General features: G+C 42.0%; 28 protein-coding genes. 14 read left to right on the forward strand and 14 right to left on the reverse strand.

The window, feature by feature from the left end; all coding sequences use genetic code 11:
- Nucleotides 1-2 precede the first annotated feature (2 nt).
- The 5 genes from KH180_RS04075 to scfA all read right to left on the reverse strand — a co-directional run bounded on the left by KH180_RS04075 (nt 3) and on the right by scfA (nt 6,515).
- The gene (locus KH180_RS04075; RefSeq protein ID WP_290756743.1) at nt 3-830 is read right to left on the reverse strand and encodes a Cof-type HAD-IIB family hydrolase; all 828 of its coding nucleotides are present in this window, start codon (nt 828-830) and stop codon (nt 3-5) included.
- Between the two features lie 11 nt (nt 831-841).
- A complete protein-coding gene (recJ, locus tag KH180_RS04080; protein ID WP_290756745.1) occupies nt 842-2,566 on the reverse strand; it encodes a single-stranded-DNA-specific exonuclease RecJ in 1,725 nt (574 codons plus the stop codon).
- A gap of 78 nt (nt 2,567-2,644) precedes the next feature.
- The gene (secD, locus tag KH180_RS04085) at nt 2,645-4,903 is read right to left on the reverse strand and encodes a protein translocase subunit SecD (protein ID WP_290756747.1); all 2,259 of its coding nucleotides are present in this window, start codon (nt 4,901-4,903) and stop codon (nt 2,645-2,647) included.
- A gap of 13 nt (nt 4,904-4,916) precedes the next feature.
- On the reverse strand, nt 4,917-6,281 hold the full coding sequence (gene scfB, locus KH180_RS04090) for a thioether cross-link-forming SCIFF peptide maturase (RefSeq protein ID WP_290756749.1): 1,365 nt from the start codon (nt 6,279-6,281) through the stop codon (nt 4,917-4,919).
- A 90-nt stretch (nt 6,282-6,371) separates the two neighbouring features.
- Nucleotides 6,372-6,515 carry a six-cysteine ranthipeptide SCIFF gene (scfA, locus tag KH180_RS04095; RefSeq protein ID WP_006566408.1) on the reverse strand — a complete coding sequence of 48 codons (144 nt, stop codon included), beginning with the start codon at nt 6,513-6,515 and terminating at the stop codon, nt 6,372-6,374.
- A 171-nt stretch (nt 6,516-6,686) separates the two neighbouring features.
- On the opposite strand from scfA, the gene KH180_RS04100 reads away from it, so the two are divergent.
- From KH180_RS04100 to KH180_RS04155, 12 genes are all read left to right on the forward strand, one after another.
- Nucleotides 6,687-6,893, forward strand: coding sequence for a hypothetical protein (locus KH180_RS04100; RefSeq protein WP_290756762.1), 207 nt, complete (start codon nt 6,687-6,689; stop codon nt 6,891-6,893).
- A gap of 22 nt (nt 6,894-6,915) precedes the next feature.
- Nucleotides 6,916-7,674, forward strand: coding sequence for a hypothetical protein (locus KH180_RS04105; RefSeq protein WP_290756765.1), 759 nt, complete (start codon nt 6,916-6,918; stop codon nt 7,672-7,674).
- A 263-nt stretch (nt 7,675-7,937) separates the two neighbouring features.
- Complete coding sequence (locus KH180_RS04110) at nt 7,938-8,192, forward strand: hypothetical protein (protein ID WP_290756768.1); 255 nt, start codon at nt 7,938-7,940, stop codon at nt 8,190-8,192.
- Nucleotides 8,193-8,357: 165 nt separating this feature from the next.
- Nucleotides 8,358-8,699 carry a hypothetical protein gene (locus KH180_RS04115; protein ID WP_290756771.1) on the forward strand — a complete coding sequence of 114 codons (342 nt, stop codon included), beginning with the start codon at nt 8,358-8,360 and terminating at the stop codon, nt 8,697-8,699.
- Nucleotides 8,700-8,704: 5 nt separating this feature from the next.
- On the forward strand, nt 8,705-8,848 hold the full coding sequence (locus KH180_RS04120; RefSeq protein WP_290756774.1) for a hypothetical protein: 144 nt from the start codon (nt 8,705-8,707) through the stop codon (nt 8,846-8,848).
- 15 nt (nt 8,849-8,863) lie between these two features.
- Nucleotides 8,864-9,025: a hypothetical protein gene (locus KH180_RS04125; RefSeq protein ID WP_290756777.1), complete on the forward strand. Its 162-nt coding sequence runs from the start codon at nt 8,864-8,866 to the stop codon at nt 9,023-9,025.
- A 60-nt stretch (nt 9,026-9,085) separates the two neighbouring features.
- The gene (locus KH180_RS04130; RefSeq protein WP_290756779.1) at nt 9,086-10,717 is read left to right on the forward strand and encodes a hypothetical protein; all 1,632 of its coding nucleotides are present in this window, start codon (nt 9,086-9,088) and stop codon (nt 10,715-10,717) included.
- 11 nt (nt 10,718-10,728) lie between these two features.
- Nucleotides 10,729-10,974, forward strand: coding sequence for a hypothetical protein (locus KH180_RS04135; protein ID WP_290756782.1), 246 nt, complete (start codon nt 10,729-10,731; stop codon nt 10,972-10,974).
- A gap of 14 nt (nt 10,975-10,988) precedes the next feature.
- A complete protein-coding gene (locus tag KH180_RS04140) occupies nt 10,989-11,630 on the forward strand; it encodes a zonular occludens toxin domain-containing protein (RefSeq protein WP_290756784.1) in 642 nt (213 codons plus the stop codon).
- Nucleotides 11,631-11,711: 81 nt separating this feature from the next.
- Complete coding sequence (locus KH180_RS04145) at nt 11,712-12,512, forward strand: rolling circle replication-associated protein (RefSeq protein WP_290756787.1); 801 nt, start codon at nt 11,712-11,714, stop codon at nt 12,510-12,512.
- A 216-nt stretch (nt 12,513-12,728) separates the two neighbouring features.
- Nucleotides 12,729-13,016: a hypothetical protein gene (locus KH180_RS04150; RefSeq protein WP_290756789.1), complete on the forward strand. Its 288-nt coding sequence runs from the start codon at nt 12,729-12,731 to the stop codon at nt 13,014-13,016.
- Between the two features lie 152 nt (nt 13,017-13,168).
- Nucleotides 13,169-14,185, forward strand: coding sequence for an IS30 family transposase (locus KH180_RS04155; protein WP_290756792.1), 1,017 nt, complete (start codon nt 13,169-13,171; stop codon nt 14,183-14,185).
- A gap of 152 nt (nt 14,186-14,337) precedes the next feature.
- Here KH180_RS04155 and KH180_RS04160 read toward each other — a convergent pair whose 3' ends face one another.
- Nucleotides 14,338-15,183, reverse strand: coding sequence for a PHP domain-containing protein (locus KH180_RS04160; RefSeq protein WP_290756795.1), 846 nt, complete (start codon nt 15,181-15,183; stop codon nt 14,338-14,340).
- Nucleotides 15,184-15,256: 73 nt separating this feature from the next.
- On the opposite strand from KH180_RS04160, the gene KH180_RS04165 reads away from it, so the two are divergent.
- Entirely contained in the window at nt 15,257-15,619 is a 363-nt protein-coding gene (locus tag KH180_RS04165; protein ID WP_290756798.1) for a TIGR04086 family membrane protein, read from the forward strand.
- Nucleotides 15,620-15,641: 22 nt separating this feature from the next.
- Here the strand turns inward: KH180_RS04165 and KH180_RS04170 are convergent, their stop codons facing one another.
- From KH180_RS04170 to KH180_RS04205, 8 genes are all read right to left on the reverse strand, one after another.
- Entirely contained in the window at nt 15,642-16,769 is a 1,128-nt protein-coding gene (locus KH180_RS04170) for a 5-methyltetrahydropteroyltriglutamate--homocysteine S-methyltransferase (RefSeq protein ID WP_290756801.1), read from the reverse strand.
- A 110-nt stretch (nt 16,770-16,879) separates the two neighbouring features.
- A complete protein-coding gene (yajC, locus tag KH180_RS04175) occupies nt 16,880-17,173 on the reverse strand; it encodes a preprotein translocase subunit YajC (RefSeq protein WP_137327921.1) in 294 nt (97 codons plus the stop codon).
- Nucleotides 17,174-17,232: 59 nt separating this feature from the next.
- On the reverse strand, nt 17,233-18,360 hold the full coding sequence (tgt, locus tag KH180_RS04180; protein ID WP_290756805.1) for a tRNA guanosine(34) transglycosylase Tgt: 1,128 nt from the start codon (nt 18,358-18,360) through the stop codon (nt 17,233-17,235).
- Nucleotides 18,361-18,370: 10 nt separating this feature from the next.
- Nucleotides 18,371-19,468: a chorismate synthase gene (gene aroC, locus KH180_RS04185; RefSeq protein ID WP_290756808.1), complete on the reverse strand. Its 1,098-nt coding sequence runs from the start codon at nt 19,466-19,468 to the stop codon at nt 18,371-18,373.
- 18 nt (nt 19,469-19,486) lie between these two features.
- Nucleotides 19,487-20,398 (reverse strand): S1 RNA-binding domain-containing protein, encoded by a 912-nt coding sequence (locus tag KH180_RS04190; protein ID WP_290756811.1) that lies wholly within the window; start codon nt 20,396-20,398, stop codon nt 19,487-19,489.
- 75 nt (nt 20,399-20,473) lie between these two features.
- Nucleotides 20,474-22,579: an Ig-like domain-containing protein gene (locus KH180_RS04195; protein ID WP_290756814.1), complete on the reverse strand. Its 2,106-nt coding sequence runs from the start codon at nt 22,577-22,579 to the stop codon at nt 20,474-20,476.
- 2 nt (nt 22,580-22,581) lie between these two features.
- Nucleotides 22,582-24,375: a serine/threonine-protein kinase gene (locus KH180_RS04200; RefSeq protein ID WP_290756818.1), complete on the reverse strand. Its 1,794-nt coding sequence runs from the start codon at nt 24,373-24,375 to the stop codon at nt 22,582-22,584.
- A gap of 1 nt (nt 24,376) precedes the next feature.
- Complete coding sequence (locus KH180_RS04205; RefSeq protein ID WP_290756821.1) at nt 24,377-25,126, reverse strand: PP2C family protein-serine/threonine phosphatase; 750 nt, start codon at nt 25,124-25,126, stop codon at nt 24,377-24,379.
- Nucleotides 25,127-25,277: 151 nt separating this feature from the next.
- On the opposite strand from KH180_RS04205, the gene KH180_RS04210 reads away from it, so the two are divergent.
- Nucleotides 25,278-25,625: a GntR family transcriptional regulator gene (locus KH180_RS04210; protein WP_290756823.1), complete on the forward strand. Its 348-nt coding sequence runs from the start codon at nt 25,278-25,280 to the stop codon at nt 25,623-25,625.
- Nucleotides 25,626-25,637 lie beyond the last annotated feature (12 nt).

The raw sequence follows: 25,637 nt of genomic DNA on the forward strand, positions 1-25,637 counted from the left end.
CTCTAATTCAGCACAAACCGTTCAATGGCATAGGCAACTCCGTCTTCCTCATTGGACTTTGTCACAAAATCTGCCATTTCTTTCAGTTCGTCCATTCCGTTTTCCATTACAACTCCAAACCCTGCTGCCTGGATCATATAGGTATCATTAGCAGCGTCCCCGCATGCCATGGTTTCCTCCATCGGAATGGAAAGATACTTGGCCAGCTGGGTGATTCCGTCTCCTTTGTCGCACCCCATCTGGGTAATCTCAATATTATTGAAGAGGGCACTTGACACACTTGCAATTCCCATGCTGTCCAGTTCCTTCATAACCCGTTTCCGCTCCTCTAAATCCCCAAAAAATGCACTGACTTTTTCAATTCCGTCACTGTTTTCTTCCACATAGGCCTCCAGGTCCTCAATCTCCTGTCTGGTCCGCAGGATCAGGTCCTTCTGCTGGCCTTTAATATCAAAATCCTCCAGATGATTGTAGAATTTACTCTCCATATATCCCTGTCCGTTTCTGTAGATATCTCTGGTACAGCTGCACTTGGCAAGGGCACGGATTAAAGTGAGCACAGTCTCCTTCGGTATATGATTTTTATATATAATCTTATCTTCCAGCGCATCATAAATGGTTGCCCCGTTGCAGCAGATAGCGTAGCGGACACCTTCTATATTCCTGATAAAATCAGGAATAGCCTTAAAGATCCGTCCTGTGGCCGGCACAATATGTACTCCTCTCCTTGCTGCTTCCGAAAGCACTTCTCTGGTGCGGCTGGAAATCTGCTTTTTATCATTCAGTAAAGTTCCGTCTAAATCCATGGTTACTAACTTAATCTGGCTCATAACTGTCCTCCCTATGTAAAAAAGTAATGCTGTATCCGTATCTGCAGGCTTTCATTTCCCCTGTATACGTTGATATCCGGGTAATAGGTACAAGTGATGTACTGCTTTCCCTCTCCCATCTTCTGACGGAACAATTCTTCCTCTTCGAAAATCATTCCGGTCATTCTTGTCCCCCCGCCGCTCTTAAGCGACAGCCGGATTACATTTCTATTATCGCCGAATACCTGGATTCTTTCAATGAAAAGTTTTCTGTGGGCAAACAGAGGCCTCTTGTTTTCTTTGCCGAACGGCTCCAGCACAGACATCTGGCGCACCAGATTCACAGATATATAATCGATCGGCATATCCACATCTATGGTTACCTTTTTTATAAAGTCGTCCCGGCCCAGTTTGCAGCATTCATTGATTCTCGTACGGAATTCATCCGCTTTGGACTCATCAGAAAGAGAGCATCCGGCTGCCATAGCGTGCCCCCCGAACTTGGTAAATACATCCTTTACCTCATTCATGGCTTCAAACATATGATAGCTTTCAATGGATCTTCCGGAGCCCTTGATTCCTTCTTTTCCTTTGGTCAGGACAAACACCGGCTTATGCAGCTTATCCTTCACTCTGCCTGCAATAATGCCTGCAATACTCTCATGGCAGTCCGGCAGATACAGAACCAGTACCTTGTCTCTTTCATATCCATTCTGCCCGATCTGATCCAAAGCTTCCCTGACTCCGTCATTGGTCATTCCTTTTCTCTGGTCGTTGAGCTCTTTTAACTCCTGTGCAGTTTCCATGGCTGCATCCGGATCCTTTTCAAGAAACAGCCTCAGAACCTTTTCTGCTGATTCCAGGCGTCCGCTGGCATTGATGCACGGGCCGATAACAAATCCCAGATGATAGGAATTGACATCGGCATCCTCCAGCTTATGAGCTTTGAGCAGTGCATTAAGTCCAATATTTTCTGAAAATCCAATTCTCTTCAGCCCTTCCCGGACAAAGATACGGTTTTCTTTTGTAAGATCCACAACATCGCAGACAGTGGCAATGGCCAGAAAACAGAGCAGAGGTTCCAGCTCTTTGTCCTCCCTGCCTTCCTCTCCATACAGCGCCCTCATGAGCTGAAATGCTACCCCGGCCCCGCAGAGCTGCTTATAGGGATATCCGCATCCCTCCTGTTTAGGATCCACCACTGCGTCAGCCGGCGGCAGGATTTCCTGCTTCCTGCCTTCTGCCGTCTGGTACGGAACCTCATGATGGTCTGTAACGATAACGGCCATGTTAAGCTTTTTTGCCTCTGCAACCGGATCAAAAGCAGCGATTCCATTGTCACAGGTGATAATCAGCCCGATACCGTCCTTTTTTGCATCGAGTACCATGTCTGTATTCATACCGTATCCGTCCTGAATCCGGTCAGGAATTGTAAAATCCACAATTCCGCCGAGATTTTTCAGACTTTTCCACAATATATAGTTTGAAATCACACCATCCACATCATAATCGGAAATAATCCTTATTTTTGTTCCTGCCTGAAGGGCATCCTGAAGCAGTGTACATGCCTCTTTTACTCCCTTCATCTTCATTGGGTCTGACACATCCGACAGAGTTCCGGAGAGATATCTGCGTATATCTTCCTCATCTGTGATATCCCGGTTTCGGATCAGCCTGGCGATCACCGGATCTATGCCAAACTTCTCTCCGATCTGATCAAAATCTGCTTTTTTCTTGCTGATAAACCATTTTTCCATAAGTGACTTCTGTTTCCCTTTCCGCGATGAAAGAAAACTGCAATCAAACCTTATGTCTGACTGCAGTTTTCAAATAACCTATCGAATTCCTTTTTTCTTTTTCTTCTTTTTCTTTTTCGGCTTTGACGCCGCATCCTGCTGTCCGTCCTTCACGGCAGACTTTTCTTCTATGGCTGCCTGAGGCTGTTTTTTAAATCCTGTTTTCATAAAATACCAGAGCGGGCCGGTGATGCACACAGAAGAAAATGCCCCGCATACTACGCCGACCATCAGGGTCAGGGCAAACTGGCGGATGGATGACACTCCCATGATAAACAGTACAAATACCATAATAAATGTGGTAAGCGATGTGTTGATCGATCTGGTCAGTGTCTGGATGATACTCTTATTCACAACATTTTTCAGCTGTGAAGAATCAGCCTCCTGCATATTTTCCCGGATACGGTCAAATATAACGATCGTAGAGTTGATGGAATATCCGATAATCGTAAGCATGCAGGCGATAAATGTACCTCCCACAGAAAGCCTTCCAATAGAGTATGCCGCAAAAACAATCAGCACATCATTCAGCAGTGCTATAATCGCGCTGGCACCGAATTTCACATCCTTAAACCGGATCGCAATATAGATGAGCATACAGATACTTGCGATCACTACGGAAACGACTGCATCCCGCTGCATCTCACTGCTGATAGTAGAACTTATATTTTCTGTAGCTACAGACTTCGCCTTGTAGTCTTTCTTCATGGTCTTTTCAATCTGCTTTCTCTGATTTAAGTTCAGTTCCACAGATTTGATAACCATCTGATTGCCTGCTTTTACCTTCTGTCCCTGGACTGAGGTGGATTTGCTGACCTTTTCATAAGCAGATACTACCTTTTTCTCAAGGCTGTCATCGACTTTCACATCCTTGTCAAATGTGATTGTTGAAGATGTACCCCCGGAAAATTCCAGATCAAAATTCAGCGGTGTTCCGATCTTTGACTTATTAATCGGCAGGAATGCAAGCCCTGCAACGATAACGATCAGAGCTGCCGCCATACAGCGTCTGCTTACTCCGATGAAATCTCTTTCTTTCAGAGTTCTCGCTTTTCCGTAGAGTTTCGGGCTCCTTAAGCCAAATTTATATGCTGCAGTAATTAAAAATCTGCTGATGACCAGCGCCGTGAACATAGAAATCAAAACACTCATGCCCAGTGTCTGAGCAAAGCCTTTGACAGTTCCGGTTCCCTTAAACCAGAGGACTGCCACAGCGATCAACGTGGTGACATTTCCGTCAATAATGGCAGATGCAGCTTTATGGAAGCCGGACTTTATGGCGGTTCCTACATTCTTGCCAAGCGCCACTTCTTCCTTGATCCTGGAATAAATAATGACATTGGCATCCACCGCCATACCAATACCGAGGATGATACCTGCCAACCCGGGCAGAGTGAGCGTGACATTAAACCCATTCAGTGCAAGCAGTGTCATCAGTACATAGATAGCCAATGCAAAACATGCAATCAAACCTGGAAGATAATACAGTGCGATCATTAACACACATACCAGTGCAAATCCGATTGCCCCGGCCTTCACGCTGGTCTGGATGGCGTCTACACCCAGCTTGGCAGAAACCACATTGGAACGCAGTTCCTTCAATTTTACAGGAAGTGAACCGATCCGGATGGATGAGGCCAGATTCTCTGCCGCCTCATAGCTTTCCATACCTGTGATGCTGCACTCTCCTTTTGTGATAACACTCTGTACATTAGGAGCGCTGATGATCTGATTGTCGTAGATGATATAGATGGGCTTTCCTACATTTTTCTTCGTAGCATCCGCAAAAGCTTTAGTTCCTTTTTTGTCAAACTCCAAAGCGACTACATAATCCTTCGCTCCATTATCTCCCTCTGTCGTCTGTGCTTTTGCTGACTTGACATTATTTCCTGTCAGCACGGTCTTCATAGACTTGCCGTCCTGGACCATAAACGCCAGAGTACCCGGCTGTCCAAGTTCATCCAGAATCTTATTGGCATCGGTCACTCCCGGAATCTCAATATTGATCCTGTTCTTTCCCTGACGGTAAACTTCAGATTCGGTGCTGTATCCTTCCACACGCTTCTGCAGCTTGTAGACTGTATCATCAATATTTTTGTCAGATACATTTTTACCGTCGACCTCATAAGTGATACTGACTCCGCCGGCAAGGTCAAGGCCCAGTTCAATATTCTTTGCACGGCCTATCTTATTTTTCCCAAGCCCCTTTGATGTGATGAAAATTCCAAACACACACAATGCGGCCAGCAGAATCAGCCCGGCGGCATATCTTCCTTTCTTGCTGTTATTTGTCTTCATAAGTTTTGCTCCTTTATACTTCTTCACTCTGGTCTGCCAAGGCAGCTTTCACCATTAGTGCACACTCTACACGCTTTCTCTCTAATTTACATCCCACATCGTAGGTACCGTTGATTGTACCGTTGAGTTTATGGGAATTGGCACTGCAGCCTCCGCTGCAGTAAAATCTCGCAAAACACTCTCTGCAGTCTTCTTTGGAGTAAACGCTTGTCTTCTTAAACTCAGACACAATATCCTGCCGTGTAACTCCGTCAAATACATTTCCCACAGCGAATTCATCCTCTCCCACAAACTGGTGGCATGGATACAGGTCTCCCCAAGGCGTCACCGCCAGGTACTCTGTTCCCGATCCGCATCCTGAGAGACGCTTTGCCACACAGGGACCCCCGGTAAGGTCGATCATGAAGTGGAAAAATGTAAAGCCTCTGCCTTCCTTTTCTCTCTTTATGATCTCTTTTGCCAGCAGATCGTATTCTTCCATGATCTTCGGCAGGTCTGCCTCTTTGATTGTATATCTTTCCTCTTCCGGCCCCACAACCGGCTCCACAGATATCTGATCAAATCCCTCGTCTGCCAGGTGCAGTACGTCCTTTGAAAAGTCTAAATTGTCGTGAGTAAAAGTTCCTCTCACATAGTAACTTTTCCCGTCCCGAAGCTTTGCAAATTTTTTGAATTTGTCTATGATAAGATCGTAGCTTCCTTTTCCGTTTCTTGTTGGCCTCATTGTATCATGGACTTCTTTCCGCCCGTCAATGCTCAGGACCACATTGGCCATCTCCTGATTGGCAAATTCCATGACCTCGTCATCCAAAAGAACACCGTTGGTCGTCAGTGTAAACCGGAATTTCTTATTGTGATCTTCTTCCAGTGATCTTCCGTAAGCCACCAGCTGTTTCACTACCTCAAAATTCATCAGCGGTTCCCCGCCGAAGAAATCCACTTCCAGATTCCTGCGGTTCCCTGAATTTTCCACCAGAAAATCCAGTGCCTGTTTTCCTACTTCAAAACTCATCATGGAGCGGTCTCCGTGATATTCTCCTTCTTCTGCAAAACAATACTTGCAGGCCAGATTGCAGTCATGGGCAATGTGCAGGCAGAGTGCTTTTACCACCGTAGGGCGGCCTTTAAATTCTGTTATGTAATCCTCATATTCATCCTCTGTGAACAATGCCCCCTGGCTTTCCAGGCTCTTAATTTCTTCATAGACTTCCTCGATCTCTGAGTCTTCATAGCCGGGAAGCTCCTTTTTAATCTCCTCTAATGAGTGACCGGCATACAGCCCAATCACATCATAGCTTAAATCATCCACCACATGAACCGATCCGCTTTCCACGTCCAGTACCATATTGTATCCATTATTTTTGTATTGATAAACCACGCTGCTTCTTCTCCTTTATCTGTCCTTAACGAAAAGAGACGGTTCAAAAAGGAACCGCCTCTCTTTCTTACTGCTCTTTCCCGCCGTGGATTATTTGCTGTGCTCGCAGCTCTGGTTTCCTACGGTGCAGGATGTCTTGCATGCTGACTGGCAGGATGTCTGGCACTCACCGCATCCGCCTTTCTTTACTGTGTTCTGCAATGTTTTATTGGTTAGAGTCTTAATGTGCTTCATGCCAAGTTCCTCCTTCAATATGAATCTCTCTTATTCCCTTTTTTAACTTGCCCATTATATCATATCCGTTTTGGAATTACAATAAGATCTTAGCTCCTCATAAAGGTGATGAAAGTTGTAAAATGTAATTAGAAACAAATAAGAGATTAAAAGGTAAGAAAGGCGGTTTATATGGGGTACTCAGAAAATTTAACAAATAAAGAAATTAACGACTATATAGAATATCAATATTTTGACTATCTTGCTTGTCAGCAAAGTAAAAACTTTGAACGTTCTAATGTTATTCGTTCTCACGCTATCAATGTTCTAATTTTTTCAGCTAATATAGGGGCGATTACTTTAGAGGAATATACATCTTTGTCTATGTTATTTAAATAAGAAATATGAGGGGGTACATATTATGGCAAATACAAATAAAAAAGTTCAGACGTCCGAACAAAAGAAAATGACAACAACCGTTGCTAAACAGATGCAGGAAGTTGCTAAAACGAATCAGACAAAAATTAAGGCAGAGGATAAACGCCTTTACAATAGCTGTATTACTGCTATTCAGAAGGAATACAAAAAAGTAGAACTATCCTCTCTGAAAATTGCATTTTTACTCCACAAAGTCTACAAAAAGAAATTATATAAAATTGATTCTTATAAAAACATTTATGACTTTGCAAAAGATAAGTTTGAAATTGCACGGGGTACAACTTCCAACTTCATCAATATCTGTGAAAAGTTTGGTGTATTCGATGAAGGAAACTTGTTGGATATTAGAGATGATATGAAAAACTATGGTTTTAGTAAGTTGACACTTCTTTTGAATTGTCCAGAGAGCTTTATTGAGCAGTGTGATCCCTCTATGTCTGTCCGGGAAATTAAAGAAATGAAACGGGAATATACCGACCTTTTAGAAACTGCGGTTGATGAAATGAAGGGAGTGGATACAAATACTTCTGATACTGATGAATCTGACTTTATGTCTGAACCTGCCTGTGATGAAGATGGTGTTATTCTTGATGTTCCAAAAAATGCTAAAGATATGTTTGTTTGTTCCGTCTCTAATTATGATGAACTTTTGAAACTAAAAGAAGTCATTGAGGATGCTTTAAAGGATGCAAAGAAAACAAAGAAGTCAAATCCGCACTTAGAAATCAAAGTTGTATTTTAGAGGATGCGCCCCTTCGGGGGCGTACCCCTTCAAAATAGAAAGGTTTTGTATTATGTCTAATTTTTTTGGTTATTCTTCCTGTTTATTTATTACTTTAGCAGTACTTTATCTTTTGTGTTTTATTTCATGTAGGTTGAGGGGAAATGACAGGTTGGCAGAAGATAGACTTTTTCGTTTTAGTATATGTCTTTTGATTTGTTCACTATGTTTCTTTTTTTATATAGTCCATTAATAAACAATTACTCAGAAAGAAGGTAAAAATCATGAAACTAAATGTAAATTTAAAAACAACAGTATTAGGAAAAAATAAAAAAGCTTATGAGTATAACGGCAGAAATGGCGTTTCTTACAAAGCCGTTTGTATGGTCAATGACAATGGGAATACCATCACGGATGAAATCCCGGTTACTGAAGAAGTTTTTCATAGTCTCGAGGATATGAAACTGTATGATCTCTATGGTTATGTGGATTCAAAATACAAGAAACTTTTAATTGAACGGGCAGTTCTTGTGAAGTAGATGGTTGTAAAGTGACAAGTAAAAGTTCGGACGTCCGAACTTTTACGATACGCCGTAGGGCAGCACTTTACAATCAGAATCCTTCCAATTTACATACTGTTCACCGAGGGCTTAGGAAAGCCATGCTTTGATAAGCCCTCTTGATTACCGAACTTAGGAGGTTTTATGTATTTTGAATATAAAGATATGGTTGTCTCTACGGTTAGTTTTTTTCGTATGGCAAGCAAGACAGAACAGGAAACAGATAAGACAACAGAGACAACGGAAACTACAGAAAAAGAACAAACTACAGAAATTAAAAATCCCTCCATCCCTCAAACAACGGAGGTAACCACTGAGGACAAGACAGATGAGGAACTCATAAAAGAATATAAATCTTATATGAAATCTGTTCAGTTGGGCATTGGTGATTCTGTTATGGTAACAACTTTCTGTGGCGTAGGTATTTATATCCTTTGTGGTCTTACTTTGGCACTGATTTTAAGCAGATATTTGAAAGCTAGGTGAATTTTATGGAATATGTAGTTGAAAATATGAAAATCATTGCACCTGTGATGTTTGGCTCCATAACTATCGGGGCTGTAATGGGATTTATATGCATCATTACTGGCCTTTTGATAGATATATTTAGAAACGTTGTAAACAAAGCAGTATAGAAAGGAGATAGAGGTATGGAAGCAGTTATTACAGCTATGACAGCCGCTTTGAAAGGTTTTTCTGATCAAGGCATGGAAGCAGTTGCGGCTACAGTTCCTTATGCATTACCATTTGTAGGCGTTAGTATCGTGCTCGGTCTGATCATCGGCATTTTTAGAAAAGTAGCTAAAAAATAAGCAGACTTTTCTCAGGGCATACCAAAACATGGTATGCCCTTTTTTTGAAAGGAGGAAAACATGAAACGAAAACTTTCTGTCCGTATACTTTGTATGATGCTTTGTTCTATGATTTTGATAACGTCATTTCATAACCGAAAGGTACAGGCGGCTTTTGTAGTTGATGATTTGGCCGTGATTGCAATACTTTTTGCAATCGGGGGAATTGCGCTGACTGTTACAAACCTAGATGAAGATACGGTTAGTGATTTAGAAGAATATTTGTCCACCAATATTACCCATTCATATATGAATCCAGGTCCTGATTTTGATCCAGATGATGATGACGACGAAGGCGAAGACTATGATAATTATGAAGATATAAAACTTGCTATTAAAGGAGATAAGGCAGTTACGTTTAGTGCTCTGACTACGTATGCAATCAGAAAAGCTGTAAAAGCAACTTACAATTTGTACAACTTAGGTGCAAGTTTGGCAGATTCGCATGTTTCTGAGTACGATTTTAATATTCAAAACTTTATTTCTCAGGATTTATTGAAATTATTTTATCGCGATAACAGTGAAAATTATTCTTTTCTCGCTCCGCTTAGTGAAGCAACCGCTTCTTTTGGAATTACTACAAAAAACATGAACAATGAAGCAGGAAAAAAATTGTTATATGATACTTTTGAAAATGGCTCTTATGTTTTTATGGAAAATAAATATTATGCGGATTATTCTTATTCTGATTCGGTAAGTCTTTATACAACAAATGGAAAAAAGTTTGACACTATTTTTATTGAGGGTACCCCTTTTAGCAGTTCTCGTATTTCTTTTGGAAATTTAAACGATTTGGATTTTTCAAAACCATTTAATCAGCAAGCTTCTTCTACTTTCTTACAAGAATGTTTGAATGAAATTCTTTTTTCTGCTTCTGGAGAATCGAAAAAAGTGTATGAATATAACAATATGTCTAATCATTTTACTGATTCTGCTCCTATTATCTGTTTTAATCCTAAATACAATGTTTTCTTATGGGATATGGTAAATAAACAGTGGATAAATCTTAAAAATGGACAGGTGTTGTGGATTCATCCGGATTATGCAGACCAATTTGACAATAACCCGGACTTGGAACAGCATCCAACTTATGATCCAAACAACTTAGACATTATGGAACTTTTGCAACAGCTACAGCAACAAAAAGCAGATGCTAATGCAAACCCGGATTTATCCCCGGCAGAAAAAACAGACGCAATCAATCAGGCGGTTTTGGACTTTTTTAATAAGGTAAATCCGTCTATTTATCCTGATCCTGGTACAAAACCGAACCCGAATCCCGGAACTGATCCAGACCCCGGTACTAATCCTGATCCAGATAAACCAGACCCGGATAAGCCAGATAATCCTGATACGCCGTCTAATCCAGACATGCCGAAAAAGCCAAGTTGGGATGTCATTATTGCTGATTTAACAGAAATTTTCCCATTCTGTATGCCGTTCGATTTTGTGAAGTTGATTAATAAACTGGATGCAGAACCAAAAGCACCACATTTTGAAATTCCCATAAAAATTAAATTTGCCAAGCTTGATGAAACAATAGTTTTAGATTTAAAGGAATGGGATTCTGTTGCAAAAGTGGCCCGCACTTGTATGACACTTTCTTTTCTTGTCGGTCTTATCTTTGTGACCCGTGGTCTTATTAAAGGATAGGAGGAAATTATATGTTTGAAACAATTTACAACTGGTTTGTAGGCGCTATACAAGCTTTAGTTTCTACCATTTCGTCAGTTCTTCCTCATAGCCCATTTACAGATTTCATCAATAATTTAGAAATTCCCTACCTTGAATATGTAAACTGGGTAATTCCGATTGGTACATTCATAAAAATTGGCGCGGCTTGGCTGGTGTCTATCGGCTTGTTTTATGCTTATTCCATTGTTTTAAGGTGGATAAAAGCGATTGAATAAAAAGGAGGTATTGAATGATTTATTTATACAGTGGAACTCCCGGAAGTGGTAAATCATTGCATACGGCAAAAGTGGTATACGAGACATTACGTCTTGGTCTTCCTGTAATTGCAAACTTTAACTTTAATTACTCCGGTAAGAAAAATAGTTTTTATTATATCGACAATACGAAACTTACCCCGGATTATTTAGAAAATTTTGCACGGCAGTATTGGAATGGAAAGCGTGTATTGGAAGGACGCATTTTGCTTGTTATAGATGAATGTCAGCTTTTATTTAATGCAAGGGAATGGAACATTAAAGGCCGTGCGGAATGGCTTGGATTTTATACCCAACATAGAAAAATGGGGTATGATATTATTCTTGTAGCGCAGTTTGACCGGATGATTGATCGCCAAATCCGTGCTTTGATTGAATATGAAGTCGTACATCGAAAAGTTTCCAATTATGGATGGGGTGGAAAATTTCTTTCTATGTTTGCATTAGGCAAATTATTTTGTGGTGTAAAAGTCTGGTATCCAATGAAAGAGAAGGTTGGTCAGATATTTTTTACAGCAAGAAAGAAATACTATTCCTTGTATGACACTTATAACACGTTTGAGGACGGCACGGGAGAGGGTGGGGAGCCCTCAGCCGGGACGGCCTCAAACGTGTAGTATTTGTCATACATGAAATTGTGTTCCTTACTTGACTATAGCAACACTTAACACTCACATGTTTTTTAGAAGGGGGAAAGCATGGGATTTTATAATATAAAAGTGTACGATTATCTTGATAGTGTACATATTCGATTATACAGTAAAGATATTTATAGTTCGGAAAAAGTAGCAAGTGTTAAGGATTTAGAACAATGTCTGTTAGCAAAAAGTTCGGACGTCCGAACTCCTGTGGACAGGGATCGTTCCATCCGTTCCAGCCGTGCCCGGACGGTACAAGAAATCTATGAAATAACAAGAGCAAATGTTTGGAGTTATTTTTTAACAATAACCTACAATCCACAATACATAGACCGGACAGATTATGATGCAATTACAAAAAAGACGAGTAAGTGGTTAAATAATCTAAAACAACGGTATGCTCCAGATTTAACCTATATTCTTATTCCGGAACTGCATAAGGACGGAAAAAGCTACCACTTCCATGGCCTTCTCTCCCATATTGGAAATATAGAATTAAAGGACAGCGGAATCAGACAGAGAAATGGAAAGCCGATTTATAATCTTGCAAACTGGAAGCTTGGCTTTTCTACGGTTACGGAGGTTATGGACACAACACGGGTAAGCCATTATATTGCAAAATATATTACCAAAGATTTATGTGCTGTTACAAAAGGAAAGCGAAGGTATTGGGCAAGCCGGAATTGTAATAAGGCAACTGTAAAAGCGTACAGTATTGACTTAGAAGAAGCAGAACATATTTTATTAGACAATCAAGAATTTTTGTCTTACGTAAAGACACAATATAACAAAGAGATAGATTTGGAAGTTGTCTATTTAGAATTTAAAAAAGAAGATGTGTCCAGCCTATTTATAGATTAAAGAGATTTTCTTTTGCCTTTATTAGAAAAGAGAACAAAACTTTGTTCCCGTTCTTTCTCCCTATGCAATATGCACAAATATTTATTCAATTCACTGTGGTTTTTGCTATATCTAAAATATTTTCTAGAAACCTCTTGCAATTTTCTTCCTTGATTTGAGAAATATTAGAAATAATGCTATACTGTTAGAAATAGTAAAAACTAAGGAGGGGATTAGATGCATAGAATTTTTGACATCATCGAACGGATTGGAAAACCACAAAATATGGCTTTAAGTCATGCTATTGATATAGTTTATCAAATAAATTCAGTTCGATATGTTAAATATATATATCATAATTTGTGTGGAATATCTTGTCAGCTTTTGTGTGATGAATTAATCTCTAAAGATGAAATGGAAATGATGCAACAATTATTTTTTGATTTTTGTTCTAACAGGATTAAAGAATTAAAGGAACAAAATAAAAAAAATGAACTTTCAAAAAAGAAATTTAAATTCTGGTAGTTGCTGGTAAAATGTACCATTGATACAAAAACAAAAAAAGGTGTATTTTGTAAAGGATTATTTATAACTTGCGTAGTCCTTTATAAAATACATCTTTTTTTGTACGCTTTTTTATAAAGGATATTATTCAATTTATAAAGGAGTAGATACATATGAAAAACAAATATTTAACACTCTATGAACGGGGGCAGATTGAAGTTTTATACAAGGAAGGTTACCCTGTTAAAGAGATCGCTGAAAAACTTGGTCGATGTAAGGCAACGATCTATAATGAATTAAAACGTGGGAAGGTTACATTTTTACAGACCGATTTAACAACCAAGACAACTTATGATGCTTATATAGGGCAAACGTTACAGGAAAAAAACTCAAAAGAAAAAGGCCGTCCTTTAAAAATCGGAAACGATATGAATTTTGTCAGATTTTTTGAACACATGATTTTGGAGAAACGGTTTTCTCCTTGTGCAGTTCTCGCTTATATCAAAAACAATCATCTTTCTTTTTCTACAAATGTCTGTTTTAAGACCCTTTACAATTATGTGCATCATGAAGTATTTCTTCACCTGGATATATCAAAACTGCCATATCATAAGAAAGCGAAAAGAAAAGCAAAAAAGAAACGGATCAGTACAAAAAAGTTAAAAGGTCTCAGCATTGAAAAACGACCGGATGAGATAGAAGCACGGAACCTTTATGGTCATTGGGAAATGGATACTGTTTATGGTGCTTCTTCGGTTTGTCTTTTGGTTCTTACAGAACGTATGACACGGCAGGAACTTATCATAAAGATGAAAGACCGGACGAATGTAAGTGTAAAGAAAGCATTGAATAAATTAGAACGTCAATATGGTGTTGTAAAGTTTCGTGAAATATTTAAAACGATTACTTGTGATAATGGGGTGGAATTTTTAAATTCAGATATGCTGGAAACATCATATAGCAGTTCTCAAAAGCGGACAACATTATATTATTGCCATCCATTCTGTAGTTGTGAACGGGGCAGTAATGAAAATGCAAACAAGCTGATTCGTCGTTTTATTCCAAAAGGATCCGATATAGCAAAATATTCCGTTGAGTATATACAAAAGGTACAAGACTGGATCAATGACTATCCAAGAAAGATTTTTAATTATCGTACAACAAACATGCTTTTAGAGGAATTGGGCTAAAGTTCGGACGTCCGAACTCTTTAAATGAAATTTTTGTATTGCCATATACAACAAAAGGATATCCTATAAGATACCCTCTTTTTATTGTGCACTTTTCACAACAAAACACCTGCTATTCCAGGTTATCTATTGTGTATTATGCTATTTTTGTATTATTTTCTAATTTTATATTGCAATTTTAGCTCCTCATAAAGGTGATCGGGCACCTTTAGATTCCCCCGGCCGGTTCCGATCTCAATGTCCGGCTTATTGCTTCCGTGGAAGTCCGATCCTCCAGTGGCCAAAAGTCCGTACTTTCGGCACCACTCAGTAAGTTTTACAATCTGTCCGTAGTGATGGGAAGAATGATATACTTCCAGTCCATCCAGCCCGTAAGAGATCAGCTCTTTGATCAGTTTCTCCAGCTCCTGGTTAGAGAAATGATACTGGAACGGATGGGCAAGCACTGCTGCCCCTCCTGCATCTTTTATCAGCCGTACTGCATCCTCCGGGGCAAAGTAGGGTTTTGGAATGTAATATTTGCAGCCGTCCCCCACATATTTTTTAAAGGCCTGGTCCTTATTGCTGCAGTATCCCTCCTCAATGAGTACTCTTGCAAAATGAGCCCTTGTGATCACCGTGTGCTCATTTCCGTGAAGAAGCTTTTCAAGTGTAATGGGAATCCCGTCTTCACGGAATTTGCGGATCATGGAAAGATTTCTCTGCCTTCTTCCCTTCCGCAGATTTTCCAGAGTTGTAAGCATCTTTTGGTCATGAATGTCTATATTATATCCTAATATGTGAATCTCATGTTTTTCAGCCTCACAGGAAAGCTCTATTCCCGGCATAAACCGAATACCGGAAAGTTCACCGGAATCTAAGATGGGAGAAATCCCTCTTACGGTGTCATGGTCGGTAAGCGCAATGGCATAAAGCCCTTTTTCTTTTGCCTCCCTGAGCACTTCCAGCGGCTTTTTTGTTCCGTCCGAGGCATTCGAGTGCAAATGTAAGTCTATCATCGTCTATCCTTTCTCGCCTGTAGTCATAGAATGCCGCCGTTCTGCATAAAATTTTACTAAAAGGAGGCATCCCATGGAAAATAAAAATATTGGTATTTCAATCTTAAAAAGCTTAATCTTTTCCTACATACTGACAGGAATTATTCTATGTGTTCTTGCTTTTATTATGTATCAGACCGAAGTCAGCACAAAAGTGGCGAACCTTGGTGTAACCTTTACTTATGTGGCTGCATCGGTATTCGCAGGATTTATCATCGGAAAAAAGATGGGAAAGAGAAAGTTCCTTTGGGGCCTGGCTGTCGGCCTTCTGTATTTTGCAGTACTCTTTCTGATCTCTCTTCTGCTGGATCAAAATCAGACACTGTTAAGCGGGGAACGAATCACCGCAATGCTGTTATGCATCGCCGGAGGCACCCTGGGCGGGGCACTGGCGTAAATTCTTCCGGCCGGCAGAGGGCTTAAGCCCCTGCCGGTTTCTTCCATACGTCTTCTGCAATTCTTCTCATGATTCTGATCTTCTCCCACTGCTGTTCTTCAGTTAAAAAACTCTGTTCAGCTTCTGAGGCAAACCCACACTGGGGACTCAGACAGAGCTGGGACAGCGGCACATAATTTGAGGCATCCATAATTTTCTTCTTTATCTCTTCATCCCTTTCCATCTCCGGAGATCGGGTAGAAATCAGCCCAAGAACAGCCTTTTGATCTTTTATGTACCTGAGAGGCTTAAAATCTCCTGCCCGGCTGGTATCATATTCCAGGAAAAATCCGTCTGCCTGACACTCTCCAAATAATTTTTCTGCAACAAATTCATAACTTCCGGAGATAATACGTGCAGAATGAAAATTGCCCCGGCAGATGTGCATAGCTATGGTCATATCTTCCGGCCTTCCTTTGAGCACCTCGTTGACCAGCCAGACATACCGCTCCGCCAGATCCTCTATTCTGATTCCCCGTTTCTGATAGACCTTCCTGCGTTCTTCTGAACAAAATTCTCCCCAGGAAATATCATCAAACTGCAGATATCTGCAGCCTGCATCATAGAAAGCTTTTAATGCCCTGCGGTAAGCTCTGATAATATCCTCAAACAAATTCTTTTCATTTCTGTAAATCGGTATGGGTTCGTATGTCTCCGGATGCACACAGCAGATCAAATGCAGCATAGCCGGTGAGGGAATTGTCATCTTCGCTGCAGTTTTTCCGGCAGCGGACTTCAGGTATCGAAAGTGATTTAAAAATGGATGATGACCGAAACTAATCTTATTGCAGATCACCAATGTTTCAGGTTTTGTCTCTTCTTCTCTGAAGATCTCCGGTCTTGTTTTGTATTTTCTTTTCTCAATCCCGTTTAAGTACCACAGAAAATCAAGATGCCACCATCTCCTGTGAAGTTCACCGTCAGTAACCGCTTTCAGCCCGGCCTCTTTTTGCTTCCTCACTAACTCTCTGACCGCCTGATTTTCAATCCTCATTAGTTTAACTGCACTCATATCCCCATTATTATACTGTCTTTTAGCTGCTTTTAATGCCTCAGTCCGCAGGAAACTGCCGACAATATCATAATAATAAGGAAACGATTTTCTGTCCATGAATAATCCTCCTAGATGCTTTTGCCAGTCTATGTCCTCTGATTCACCTCTTTAAAAGTTACCCTCTTTGGTACAGAAAGGACGGCGCAAAAAAGCGCCGTCCCTGCATATTAATCTTCTTTAGTTCCCTGATTTGGTTTTTCAACCTGTGAAATCGCAGCACGCTCCATTGGGATACGGCAGTGCTTGTCATTTCCAAATTCCACTACGATTGTCCTGTCATCTACGACATCCACTACAACGCCGTAAAATCCGCTGATTGTAAGCACACTGTCCCCTACTTCCAAAGAAGCAGCCAATTCCTTCATCTGCTGGTCTTTTTTCTTCTGCGGACGGATCATTATGAAGTACATACCTCCGAAGATAACGATAATCCACAAAATTAAACCTAATTGTGATTGCATTTGTTCCTTTTCCTCCATTTAAAATAATAATATATCAAATTCAATTACTTGAATCCTGATCACTTGCTTTCCATTCCCAGAAGCTTTTTCTCTTTATACTCCTTATAGCATCCCTGTTCGATTGCCTCCCGGATCTCCTCCATCATTGTATTATAAAAATATAAGTTATGCAAGACACACAATCTCATTCCAAGCATTTCTTTTGCTTTGAGCAGATGCCTGATATAAGCTCTGCTGTAGCTTCTGCATGCCGGGCACTGACACCCTTCTTCAATCGGCCTGTGGTCCAGCTCATACTTTTTATTAAACAGATTCATCTTGCCGTGGTTGGTATAGACATGTCCATGCCGTCCGTTTCGGGTAGGATAAACGCAGTCAAAAAAGTCGACCCCCCGGTCCACTGCCTCCAAAATATTGGCGGGAGTACCCACTCCCATCAGGTAAGTTGGTTTTGCCTCCGGAAGAAACGGGACTGTTTCATCCAGAATACGATACATCTCTGCATGTGATTCTCCTACTGCCAGTCCTCCCAGAGCATATCCGTCCAGGTCAAGTGCAGATATCTCCCTTGCATGCTTGATCCGGATATCCTCAAATGTCCCACCCTGATTGATGCCGAACAGCATCTGATGCGGGTTTACAGTATCCGGCAGGCCGTTCAGCCGCTCCATTTCTTCTTTGCAGCGGACAAGCCATCTGGTAGTTCTGTCTACAGAATTCTGCATGTATTCTCTCGTAGCAGGATGGGGAGGACACTCATCAAATGCCATAGCAATGGTGGAGCCCAAATTGGACTGTATCTGCATGCTCTCTTCCGGTCCCATAAATATCTTTCTGCCGTCGATATGAGATGAAAAAGAAACTCCTTCTTCTTTAATCTTACGCAGCTTGGCCAGGGAAAAGACCTGGAATCCCCCCGAATCCGTAAGAATCGGCCGATCCCAGTTCATAAACTTGTGCAGTCCGCCATACTCTTTGATCAGCCGGTCGCCCGTTCTCACATGGAGATGATAGGTATTGGAAAGCTCCACCTGTGTTTTGATCTCCCTTAAATCGTCCGTGCTCACTGCGCCTTTGATCGCCGCTGCTGTTCCCACATTCATGAAAACAGGAGTCTCGATTGTTCCGTGCACGGTCGTCAGCCGGCCTCTTTTTGCTTTTCCGTCTTTTTTTAATAACTGATACATTTTCTCACCATTATTCATATATTTTTTTCACAGAGTCCATAGTAGCACTCATATTCATAAGCAGGCTGTCTGCAATGGTGATTGCCGCCATTGACTCAACAACAACAACTGCTCTCGGCACGATCATCGGATCATGTCTTCCCTTAACAGAAAGCTCGATTTCTTCCCCATCTTTACCTGCTGTAGTCTGGACCTTGGCAATAGAAGGAGTCGGTTTAACCGCAGCACGGAACACAAGAGGGCTTCCATCGCTGATGCCTCCCAAAACTCCGCCTGAATGATTGGTCTTCTTTATAAAATCTCCATCCCGGCAGATGTAAGCATCGTTATTTGCAGACCCATTGGATGATGCAGCCGCAAAGCCATCCCCGATCTCAAATCCTTTGACTGCTCCGATAGACAGAATCGCTTTTGCCAGGCCGGCATCCAGCTTTTCAAACACAGGATCACCGATGCCAGGCTTTAAACCTTCCACCACACATTCGATGATGCCTCCCATAGAATCTTTTTCTTTCATCATTTGATCCGCATATTCCTGAACCCGGGCAGCTGCCTCTTTATCCGGCATATAAAAAGGATTTTGAAACATTTCTTCCATATGGAACTTTTCTGCGTCTGCAGCAATGCCGCCGATCTCCTTCGCATATGCGGTGATTGATATTCCAACCTCCGCCAGAAGTTTGGATGCCACTGCACCTGCCGCAACCCGCCCAATTGTCTCTCGTCCGGAAGACCTTCCTCCGCCCCGGTAATCCCGGATTCCATATTTGGCATCATATGTGTAATCCGCATGGCCAGGCCGGTAAATGTCTTTAATCTGGCTGTAGTCTTTAGACTTCTGGTTCTTATTATATACAGCCATGGAAATAGGAGTACCTGTAGTCTTTCCCTCAAAAACACCGGATAGGATCTCAACCTGGTCATCCTCTTTTCTGGGTGTTGTATATTTTGACTGTCCCGGCTTTCTGCGGTTTAAGAACTGCTGGATCTCTTCCTGGGAGATAGACAGTCCCGCCGGGCATCCGTCCACCACGACTCCAAGTCCCTCTCCGTGCGTCTCTCCCCATGTTGTGATTCTGAATAATGTGCCAATGCTTGAACCTGCCATCTTTTGATTCCTCTCTGATTATAACTTAATATTTGCCAATAAATCTCCAAGGCTGGTCTGTGCCTTTTCTTCTTCCTTATATTCAATGCCCGTCTCAATCTTTTCAGCCTCTTTAGATTCTTCCAGAGCTTTCATGCTCAGGCTGATCTTATTGTCTGCAATCTTAAGCAGTTTGACTTTGACCTTCTGCCCTTCCTCTACCATCTCTTTCGGGCTTTTGATCCTTTTTTCACTAAATTGGGAAATATGGATCAGGCCGCTGAGTCCGTCTCCCAAGTCTACAAATGCTCCGTAAGGCATGATATTTTCCACAGTTCCTTCCAGCACCATTCCCGGACGCATCATCGCCATCTTATGATTCAGTTCCTCCCGGGCCTTTGCTTTTGCCACCTCTTTTGCTGACAGCACAAGCCTGTTTTTGCTTTCATCCACTGTGATAATCTTTGCTTCCACTTCTTTTTTTAACCATGTATTTAGATCTTCCACATAGTTCAGGGAAAGCTGTGAAGCCGGAATAAATCCGCGGATGCCTTCTACATAAACAATCACTCCTCCGTTGACAACTCCGCCTACTGTCAGTGTAAGTACCGTTTCTTCCTCCATCAGTTTCTGCAAATGATCCCATGCAAGAACCTGATTTGCTTCCCGTTTAGACAGCAGGATATTGCCTTCTCCGTCGTCAGCAGATATTACTTTTGCTTTTACCCTGTCTCCCTCTTTCAAAACTTCTGTCAACGTGACATTGGGATCATCACTGTACTCGGAAGCCTTAAGGATCCCCTGAGCGTAATACTTTAAGTCAATGACTGCTTCTTCATCGCTGACACTTAAGACATCACCCTCAACTATATCTCCTTCATCCATCTTGCGGAAGGATGCTTCCAATTCATTTTCATATTGTTCCATTGTCTCTTTTATTTCTTCTGCCATTTTAAATCTCCTTTCACGAAACCACTGCAATAAGCCTCATTATAACACAGAATAGAGAAGATTTTAACTTGTTTCTTATGATTTTCGGGTTCTGCAGAAGAAAAATACAAGATAAAATGCTGCCGGAATATAGATGCCGGCAGGGATAAATTGATACAGGCTGTCATAAATGCCGGAATGTTTGTCTTCAATTTCAAATGACACTGCTTTGCTGGACTTTGCACCGGATGCTCCCACAGCTTCAGCCTTGATCCGGTGTTTTCCCTTTGTCTTACACTGAATCATCACCTGGTCTCCGGCAGCGGATATTTTCTTTTCATCGATCCACAGGCCCGTCAGGCGGCCGGCACTCCCCTGAACCTTTACCTGAATTTCTTTTTTCCCCTTATATGTGCTTCCGTTTCTGACCCCGGATACAAGAATCACAGGTGGCTCTGTATCATGGATAAATTCCAGCGGCGTCTGTATCGTATTTTCATGTCCGGTCAGATCTTTCATTTTTACCTTGATCTGGTTTTTCCCGTTCTTTAGATATTTCCGGTTTACATACAGGTCATCTCCTTTCCGCTCATATGGCACAGTCTTTCCGTTCACTGAAAACTCTGTCACGTAGGCCGGCACTACATTCTTTATATGAAAGCCGAACCGGGTTTCCTTCTCTCCTGAATTGCTTGTATGTATCGTTTTTTGGACCGGCACAATCTCCGTACCCTTACAGCTTACAGTAAAAGAAAGCTTTTCCGATGTCTTGTTGCCGGCGCTGTCCTGGGCACAGATCTCAGCAGAATAGTACCCATCCTGAGACAATTTCGGATAAGAAAGCTTGATCTGCTTTCCGGGCTGGACTTTTTCAGTCTTTACAAGTTTTCCGTTTAATGAAAGTGAGATCTCTGCAGGACTTTCATCTGTACAGGTAACCTGAGGTTCTGCTGCAAAATTATAAATCCCAAACGGCTTCACCCCCTGAACCTGCAGGTCCGGGCCTTTTCTGTCAATAAAAAAATCTTCTGCCGAGGACTCCCCGCAGTTTCCTGCCTGATCCTTACATGCTACAGAAAGCCTCTGCTTTCCCTCCTCCGCAAAATAAACATCAGCCCTTATCATATCTCCTTTTCTCTTTAACTCCCTTATGACTCCATTGGTATCCCAGCGAACACTCTCTGTATCCAGAAACCGATCCCTTATAATCACCTCGATCCTGCATGTATTCCGCATATATGTCTCTTCCTGTTCCCTCTTAATATGTATATAAGGCTCCGTTCTGTCCAGAAAAATATTCTTTCTCCAGGATCTTTTTGATTCATTGCCCGCCTCATCCTTCTGCCTGATACTGACCTGATATTTCCCCTCTTCATGTAATATCAGCCGGTTTCCCTCTGTTGTTTTGGTATTCCCTGTTGTCAGGTTTTTGACCTTAATCCTTGTCCTGATTCCGGGCCCCGGCCCCTTTTTTTCATTTACCCATATCTTTGCATCCCTCCGGTACCATCCGTTTTTCTCTGTCTTTGTGCATCTCACATCTGGTTTATGGAGATTCTTCTTCCAAACTTTCACACAAACACTGACTGCTTTGCTTCGGTTTCCCGCTCTGGATACTGCCCGTATTTGATAGTTATGGATCCCATTTTTCTGAACGTTCATCATATCTTCATTACATGGATTCCACTCATTTTCTTTTGTATCTCTGTATTCAAAGCAGGTCATGCCGGAAAACGAACTGCCTCCGGAAAGTTTTATATCAACGGAACGGTTCGTCCACGTCCCCTGTTCATATGAACCTGTATTCACCTCCGGCTTTTCCGGAGCCTTTGTCTCCAGACAGAATTCCGGAACAGAATATGATTCATCTCCGTATACTGCGGTCACCCGATACCAGCCCTGACGCCGAAAAACGATACTTCCTTCCCCGCCGGATGTCCATTGGATATCTCCTTCATCCCACTTTTCTTTTCCATCATTCCCCTCGGCAAAACAGATCACTTTCTCCTTCTCTGCATCCTCCCTTCTCAGAACAATCTTCAGCTTTCTTTCCTTTGTAAAATAAGTACCTGATTCTCCGTCTTCAAACTCCAATGTCAAAGAAGGTTCTTCCCTTTCTTCTGCCAAAACTGTATATCCTGCTGCCAAAACTGCCGCAGCAATAACAAAAACCAGTCCCGCAAGCTTTTTTCGATCCAACATCTCTATTTGCTTCCCTCCCCTAATATGGCACCAAGCCTCTGAAATTCCGTGTCCCTGGCAGCTCCAAGCTGCCTGGCCCTGCGGTACATCAATGCCGCCATGTCCTTTTTTCCTTCTCTGGCCAGATAAAAACCGTATTCAATGTATCCGGCCGCAGCTTTCGGATACCTGCTGATCGTTGTCTCATACGCCTTTTCCGCCTCTTTTTTTCTGTTATGCTCCGCCAGCAGCCTGGCTTTTTTTATCTGTATCTCAGCTTTGTCTTCTTCCCGCTTTGCAGCATCCATACACTGCTCTGCAGCCTCCAGCCACAGATTAAGTCCATATCTGTCTGCCGTACGCTCATAAAAAGCCAGTTTCTCCTGCAGAACAGCCTTTTTGTCATCTTCAGGCTCTGCTTTTTCCTCCATCTGCTTTACAAGTTTCCTCTGCTTTTCATCAACATCTGTAAAATCTTCCAGTTCCTTTCTTTTTTCAGTATAAATTCTGTACAGAAAATAGATCTGCCGGAAACTGACAGCCTTTTGTTCAATTCTCTCAAGAAGATTCATCAGTTTCTCTGTCTGACAGGCACCTCCTGCAAGGATATCAGCAAGCTCTGTCAAAGCCCGTCCGGTCACAGACGGATCCTGCTGCATGGACAAATATCTGAGAGCCAAAGCCGGGTCAGGAGAGTATCCTCCTGTTCCCTCCTTCCCCTGAAGATACATCTCTCCCACAGTCATCAGAAGACGGTCTTTTCCCCTGGCAGAAAAATCCTTTGCCTCAATAAACTCAGCAAGAGCCAGCAGTCCCTCCTTTTCCTTTCCAGCTGACTGATAGTATCTCAAAAGACATTCATATGCAGACAGACTCTCAGGCTCTTCCTCTATGGCCATCTCGTAATACCGGACTGCCCGGGTTGAAAATTTCCCTCCATCTTTCCCTTCTTCCTCTTTGGCCATGTACAAAAATCGGGAATCCGCCGGCCGTTCCTGCTTTCCTTCAACTGCGCCGAAAATGCCAATCATAACAGCAGAGCATGCGGCTGCAGCCATGTATCTGATCTTAAAACGCTTTCCTGCAATCTTTCGAAGCTCCTTTTGGACTTCCGATGCTGAAGAAAACCGGTTCTTTTTCTCAGTCTCCAAACAGCCTTTCAGTATCTTGGAAAATTTATCGGAAAGTCCGTAGTTCAGGTTGTCTGTCCAAGGTTTCTCCAATGGATGATTTCCTGTGGCCATATGGTATAAACTCATTCCCAGGCTGTAAATATCGCTTTGCTCATCTGTCTGCCCAAAAGCATCCATCTGTTCAGGCGGTGCATAACCCCGGGTTCCCTTCTTTTTATTCCCTTTTCTCCCCAGTTTTGCAGTGCCGAAATCGATCAGGATCAGGGTTCCTTCCTTTGAGATGATCAGGTTTGAGGGTTTGATATCACAGTGAATCACAGGCGGAAATCTTCCGTGAAGATAGGAGAGAATACTGCTGATCTGTATCCCCCATAAAGCTGTCTGCTTCTCTGATACTTTCCCATATCTCCTGATATATTCTTTCACTGTAATACCAGGTATATAACCCATCGCAAGACAGACAAATTCCTTATCTGCTGATACCCCGATGAATTTTGGTATTCCAGGATGATCCAGGCACTTAAGAATCTCGGCCTCCTGAATGCTGTCCAGAACTTTTCTCCGGACTCTTTTTACCGCTATATATCCGGTCCGCTTTCTGTCCCAGGCCAGGTATACTTCGCCTTCCCCTCCCTGCCCGATCTTTCTTATCAGTGTATAGGGTCCTGTGATTTCATTCTCCATATCAGGATACTTTCACCACAATGCATGACAGATTATCCAGCTCTCCCCTCTCTTTCACTTTATCAAAACAGCTTTTGACCCATTGTTTCATCTTCTCCTTGGAAGCCTCCACCTCATAGATCTCTTCTTCTCTCAGCATGCCGTAAAAACCATCAGTGCACAGCAAAAATTCCATACCGGACTTCAGCCTGCCGTTGTAGCAGTCTATGGTAATCTCCTTTGTCACACCGATACACTGCATCAGAATATGTTTTCTTGCATCGGTCTTTGCCTCCTCTTTCGTCAGCAGGCCGCGGCTCACCTCCTCCTGTACAAGTGTGTGGTCTCTGGTGACGTACTTCTGTTCCCTGTCAAACCAATAGGCCCTGGTATCCCCGATATTTAACACGAAGAAGCGGCGGTCTGCAGCAAATAAAAGTGTCAGTGTGCTCCCCATAGAATCGCCATACTCCCTGCTCAGAAGAATCAGTCTGTGATTAATCCTTTTAATGGCGGCCACCAGCTCTTTCTGAATCCTTGTAATTTTCATCTTCTGTTTCAAAAGAACCGGAAGCGTATGAGTGAACCACCTGTCCAGAGAGCCCACTATATATCCGCTGGCAATCTCCCCTCTGCTGAGTCCTCCCATACCATCGCACATAACTGCCATCAATATCTGTTTTCCGCATAACTCCTCTTCTTTTAAGAGATAAGAATCCTGATTGGAGTCTCTGCCGTTGCCCATATCGGTCATTTCTACAATTTGAAACATAATGTAAATCCTCCTTTTATTTCCAATTCTTAATCTCATTATACATATATTCCCAATTCAAGTCAAATATATTTTAAAATAAATATTGACTTTTCCTTTTGCCTATTATATTATTGTACTAGATACTTAATACAAGAAAGTGAGGTATATTATGGCATGGGAATTAACGGATGACCGGCCGATTTATCTTCAGCTGATGGAACATATCCAAGGTGATATTCTTTCCGGTATTTATCCTCTGGGGGGGAAACTGCCTTCTGTCCGGGATCTGGCAGCTGATGCTTCTGTCAATCCCAACACGATGCAGAAAGCACTGTCTGAATTGGAACGGATCGGCCTGCTCTATTCCCAGAGGACCAGCGGACGATTTGTTACCGAAGATAAAAAGCTGATTCAATCACTTCAGTCTTCAATCGCTGAAAAAGAAATCTCCGAGTTCTTAAAGAAAATGGAGCGATATGGCCTGACAAGAGAAGATATTATCAACCTAATAAAATGACAATGAGAGGTA

This window comes from Anaerostipes sp. (assembly GCF_018381315.1).
GTDB lineage: Bacteria > Bacillota > Clostridia > Lachnospirales > Lachnospiraceae > Anaerostipes.

What these genes read in the sequence shown, in the direction of transcription:
- KH180_RS04205 (WP_290756821.1), bottom strand. Translation starts at nt 25,126, where the DNA reads ATGTTTCAAATTGTAGAAATGACCGATATGGGCAACGGCAGAGACTCC.
- KH180_RS04155 (WP_290756792.1), top strand. Translation starts at nt 13,169, where the DNA reads ATGAAAAACAAATATTTAACACTCTATGAACGGGGGCAGATTGAAGTT.
- KH180_RS04145 (WP_290756787.1), top strand. Translation starts at nt 11,712, where the DNA reads ATGGGATTTTATAATATAAAAGTGTACGATTATCTTGATAGTGTACAT.
- KH180_RS04120 (WP_290756774.1), top strand. Translation starts at nt 8,705, where the DNA reads ATGGAATATGTAGTTGAAAATATGAAAATCATTGCACCTGTGATGTTT.
- KH180_RS04140 (WP_290756784.1), top strand. Translation starts at nt 10,989, where the DNA reads ATGATTTATTTATACAGTGGAACTCCCGGAAGTGGTAAATCATTGCAT.
- KH180_RS04190 (WP_290756811.1), bottom strand. Translation starts at nt 20,398, where the DNA reads ATGGCAGAAGAAATAAAAGAGACAATGGAACAATATGAAAATGAATTG.
- recJ (WP_290756745.1), bottom strand. Translation starts at nt 2,566, where the DNA reads ATGGAAAAATGGTTTATCAGCAAGAAAAAAGCAGATTTTGATCAGATC.
- KH180_RS04210 (WP_290756823.1), top strand. Translation starts at nt 25,278, where the DNA reads ATGGCATGGGAATTAACGGATGACCGGCCGATTTATCTTCAGCTGATG.
- KH180_RS04115 (WP_290756771.1), top strand. Translation starts at nt 8,358, where the DNA reads ATGTATTTTGAATATAAAGATATGGTTGTCTCTACGGTTAGTTTTTTT.
- aroC (WP_290756808.1), bottom strand. Translation starts at nt 19,468, where the DNA reads ATGGCAGGTTCAAGCATTGGCACATTATTCAGAATCACAACATGGGGA.
- KH180_RS04150 (WP_290756789.1), top strand. Translation starts at nt 12,729, where the DNA reads ATGCATAGAATTTTTGACATCATCGAACGGATTGGAAAACCACAAAAT.
- KH180_RS04105 (WP_290756765.1), top strand. Translation starts at nt 6,916, where the DNA reads ATGGCAAATACAAATAAAAAAGTTCAGACGTCCGAACAAAAGAAAATG.
- KH180_RS04135 (WP_290756782.1), top strand. Translation starts at nt 10,729, where the DNA reads ATGTTTGAAACAATTTACAACTGGTTTGTAGGCGCTATACAAGCTTTA.
- KH180_RS04170 (WP_290756801.1), bottom strand. Translation starts at nt 16,769, where the DNA reads ATGGACAGAAAATCGTTTCCTTATTATTATGATATTGTCGGCAGTTTC.
- KH180_RS04200 (WP_290756818.1), bottom strand. Translation starts at nt 24,375, where the DNA reads ATGGAGAATGAAATCACAGGACCCTATACACTGATAAGAAAGATCGGG.
- KH180_RS04130 (WP_290756779.1), top strand. Translation starts at nt 9,086, where the DNA reads ATGAAACGAAAACTTTCTGTCCGTATACTTTGTATGATGCTTTGTTCT.
- yajC (WP_137327921.1), bottom strand. Translation starts at nt 17,173, where the DNA reads ATGCAATCACAATTAGGTTTAATTTTGTGGATTATCGTTATCTTCGGA.
- KH180_RS04075 (WP_290756743.1), bottom strand. Translation starts at nt 830, where the DNA reads ATGAGCCAGATTAAGTTAGTAACCATGGATTTAGACGGAACTTTACTG.
- KH180_RS04125 (WP_290756777.1), top strand. Translation starts at nt 8,864, where the DNA reads ATGGAAGCAGTTATTACAGCTATGACAGCCGCTTTGAAAGGTTTTTCT.
- KH180_RS04100 (WP_290756762.1), top strand. Translation starts at nt 6,687, where the DNA reads ATGGGGTACTCAGAAAATTTAACAAATAAAGAAATTAACGACTATATA.
- secD (WP_290756747.1), bottom strand. Translation starts at nt 4,903, where the DNA reads ATGAAGACAAATAACAGCAAGAAAGGAAGATATGCCGCCGGGCTGATT.
- KH180_RS04195 (WP_290756814.1), bottom strand. Translation starts at nt 22,579, where the DNA reads ATGTTGGATCGAAAAAAGCTTGCGGGACTGGTTTTTGTTATTGCTGCG.
- scfA (WP_006566408.1), bottom strand. Translation starts at nt 6,515, where the DNA reads ATGAAGCACATTAAGACTCTAACCAATAAAACATTGCAGAACACAGTA.
- tgt (WP_290756805.1), bottom strand. Translation starts at nt 18,360, where the DNA reads ATGTATCAGTTATTAAAAAAAGACGGAAAAGCAAAAAGAGGCCGGCTG.
- KH180_RS04165 (WP_290756798.1), top strand. Translation starts at nt 15,257, where the DNA reads ATGGAAAATAAAAATATTGGTATTTCAATCTTAAAAAGCTTAATCTTT.
- KH180_RS04110 (WP_290756768.1), top strand. Translation starts at nt 7,938, where the DNA reads ATGAAACTAAATGTAAATTTAAAAACAACAGTATTAGGAAAAAATAAA.
- KH180_RS04160 (WP_290756795.1), bottom strand. Translation starts at nt 15,183, where the DNA reads ATGATAGACTTACATTTGCACTCGAATGCCTCGGACGGAACAAAAAAG.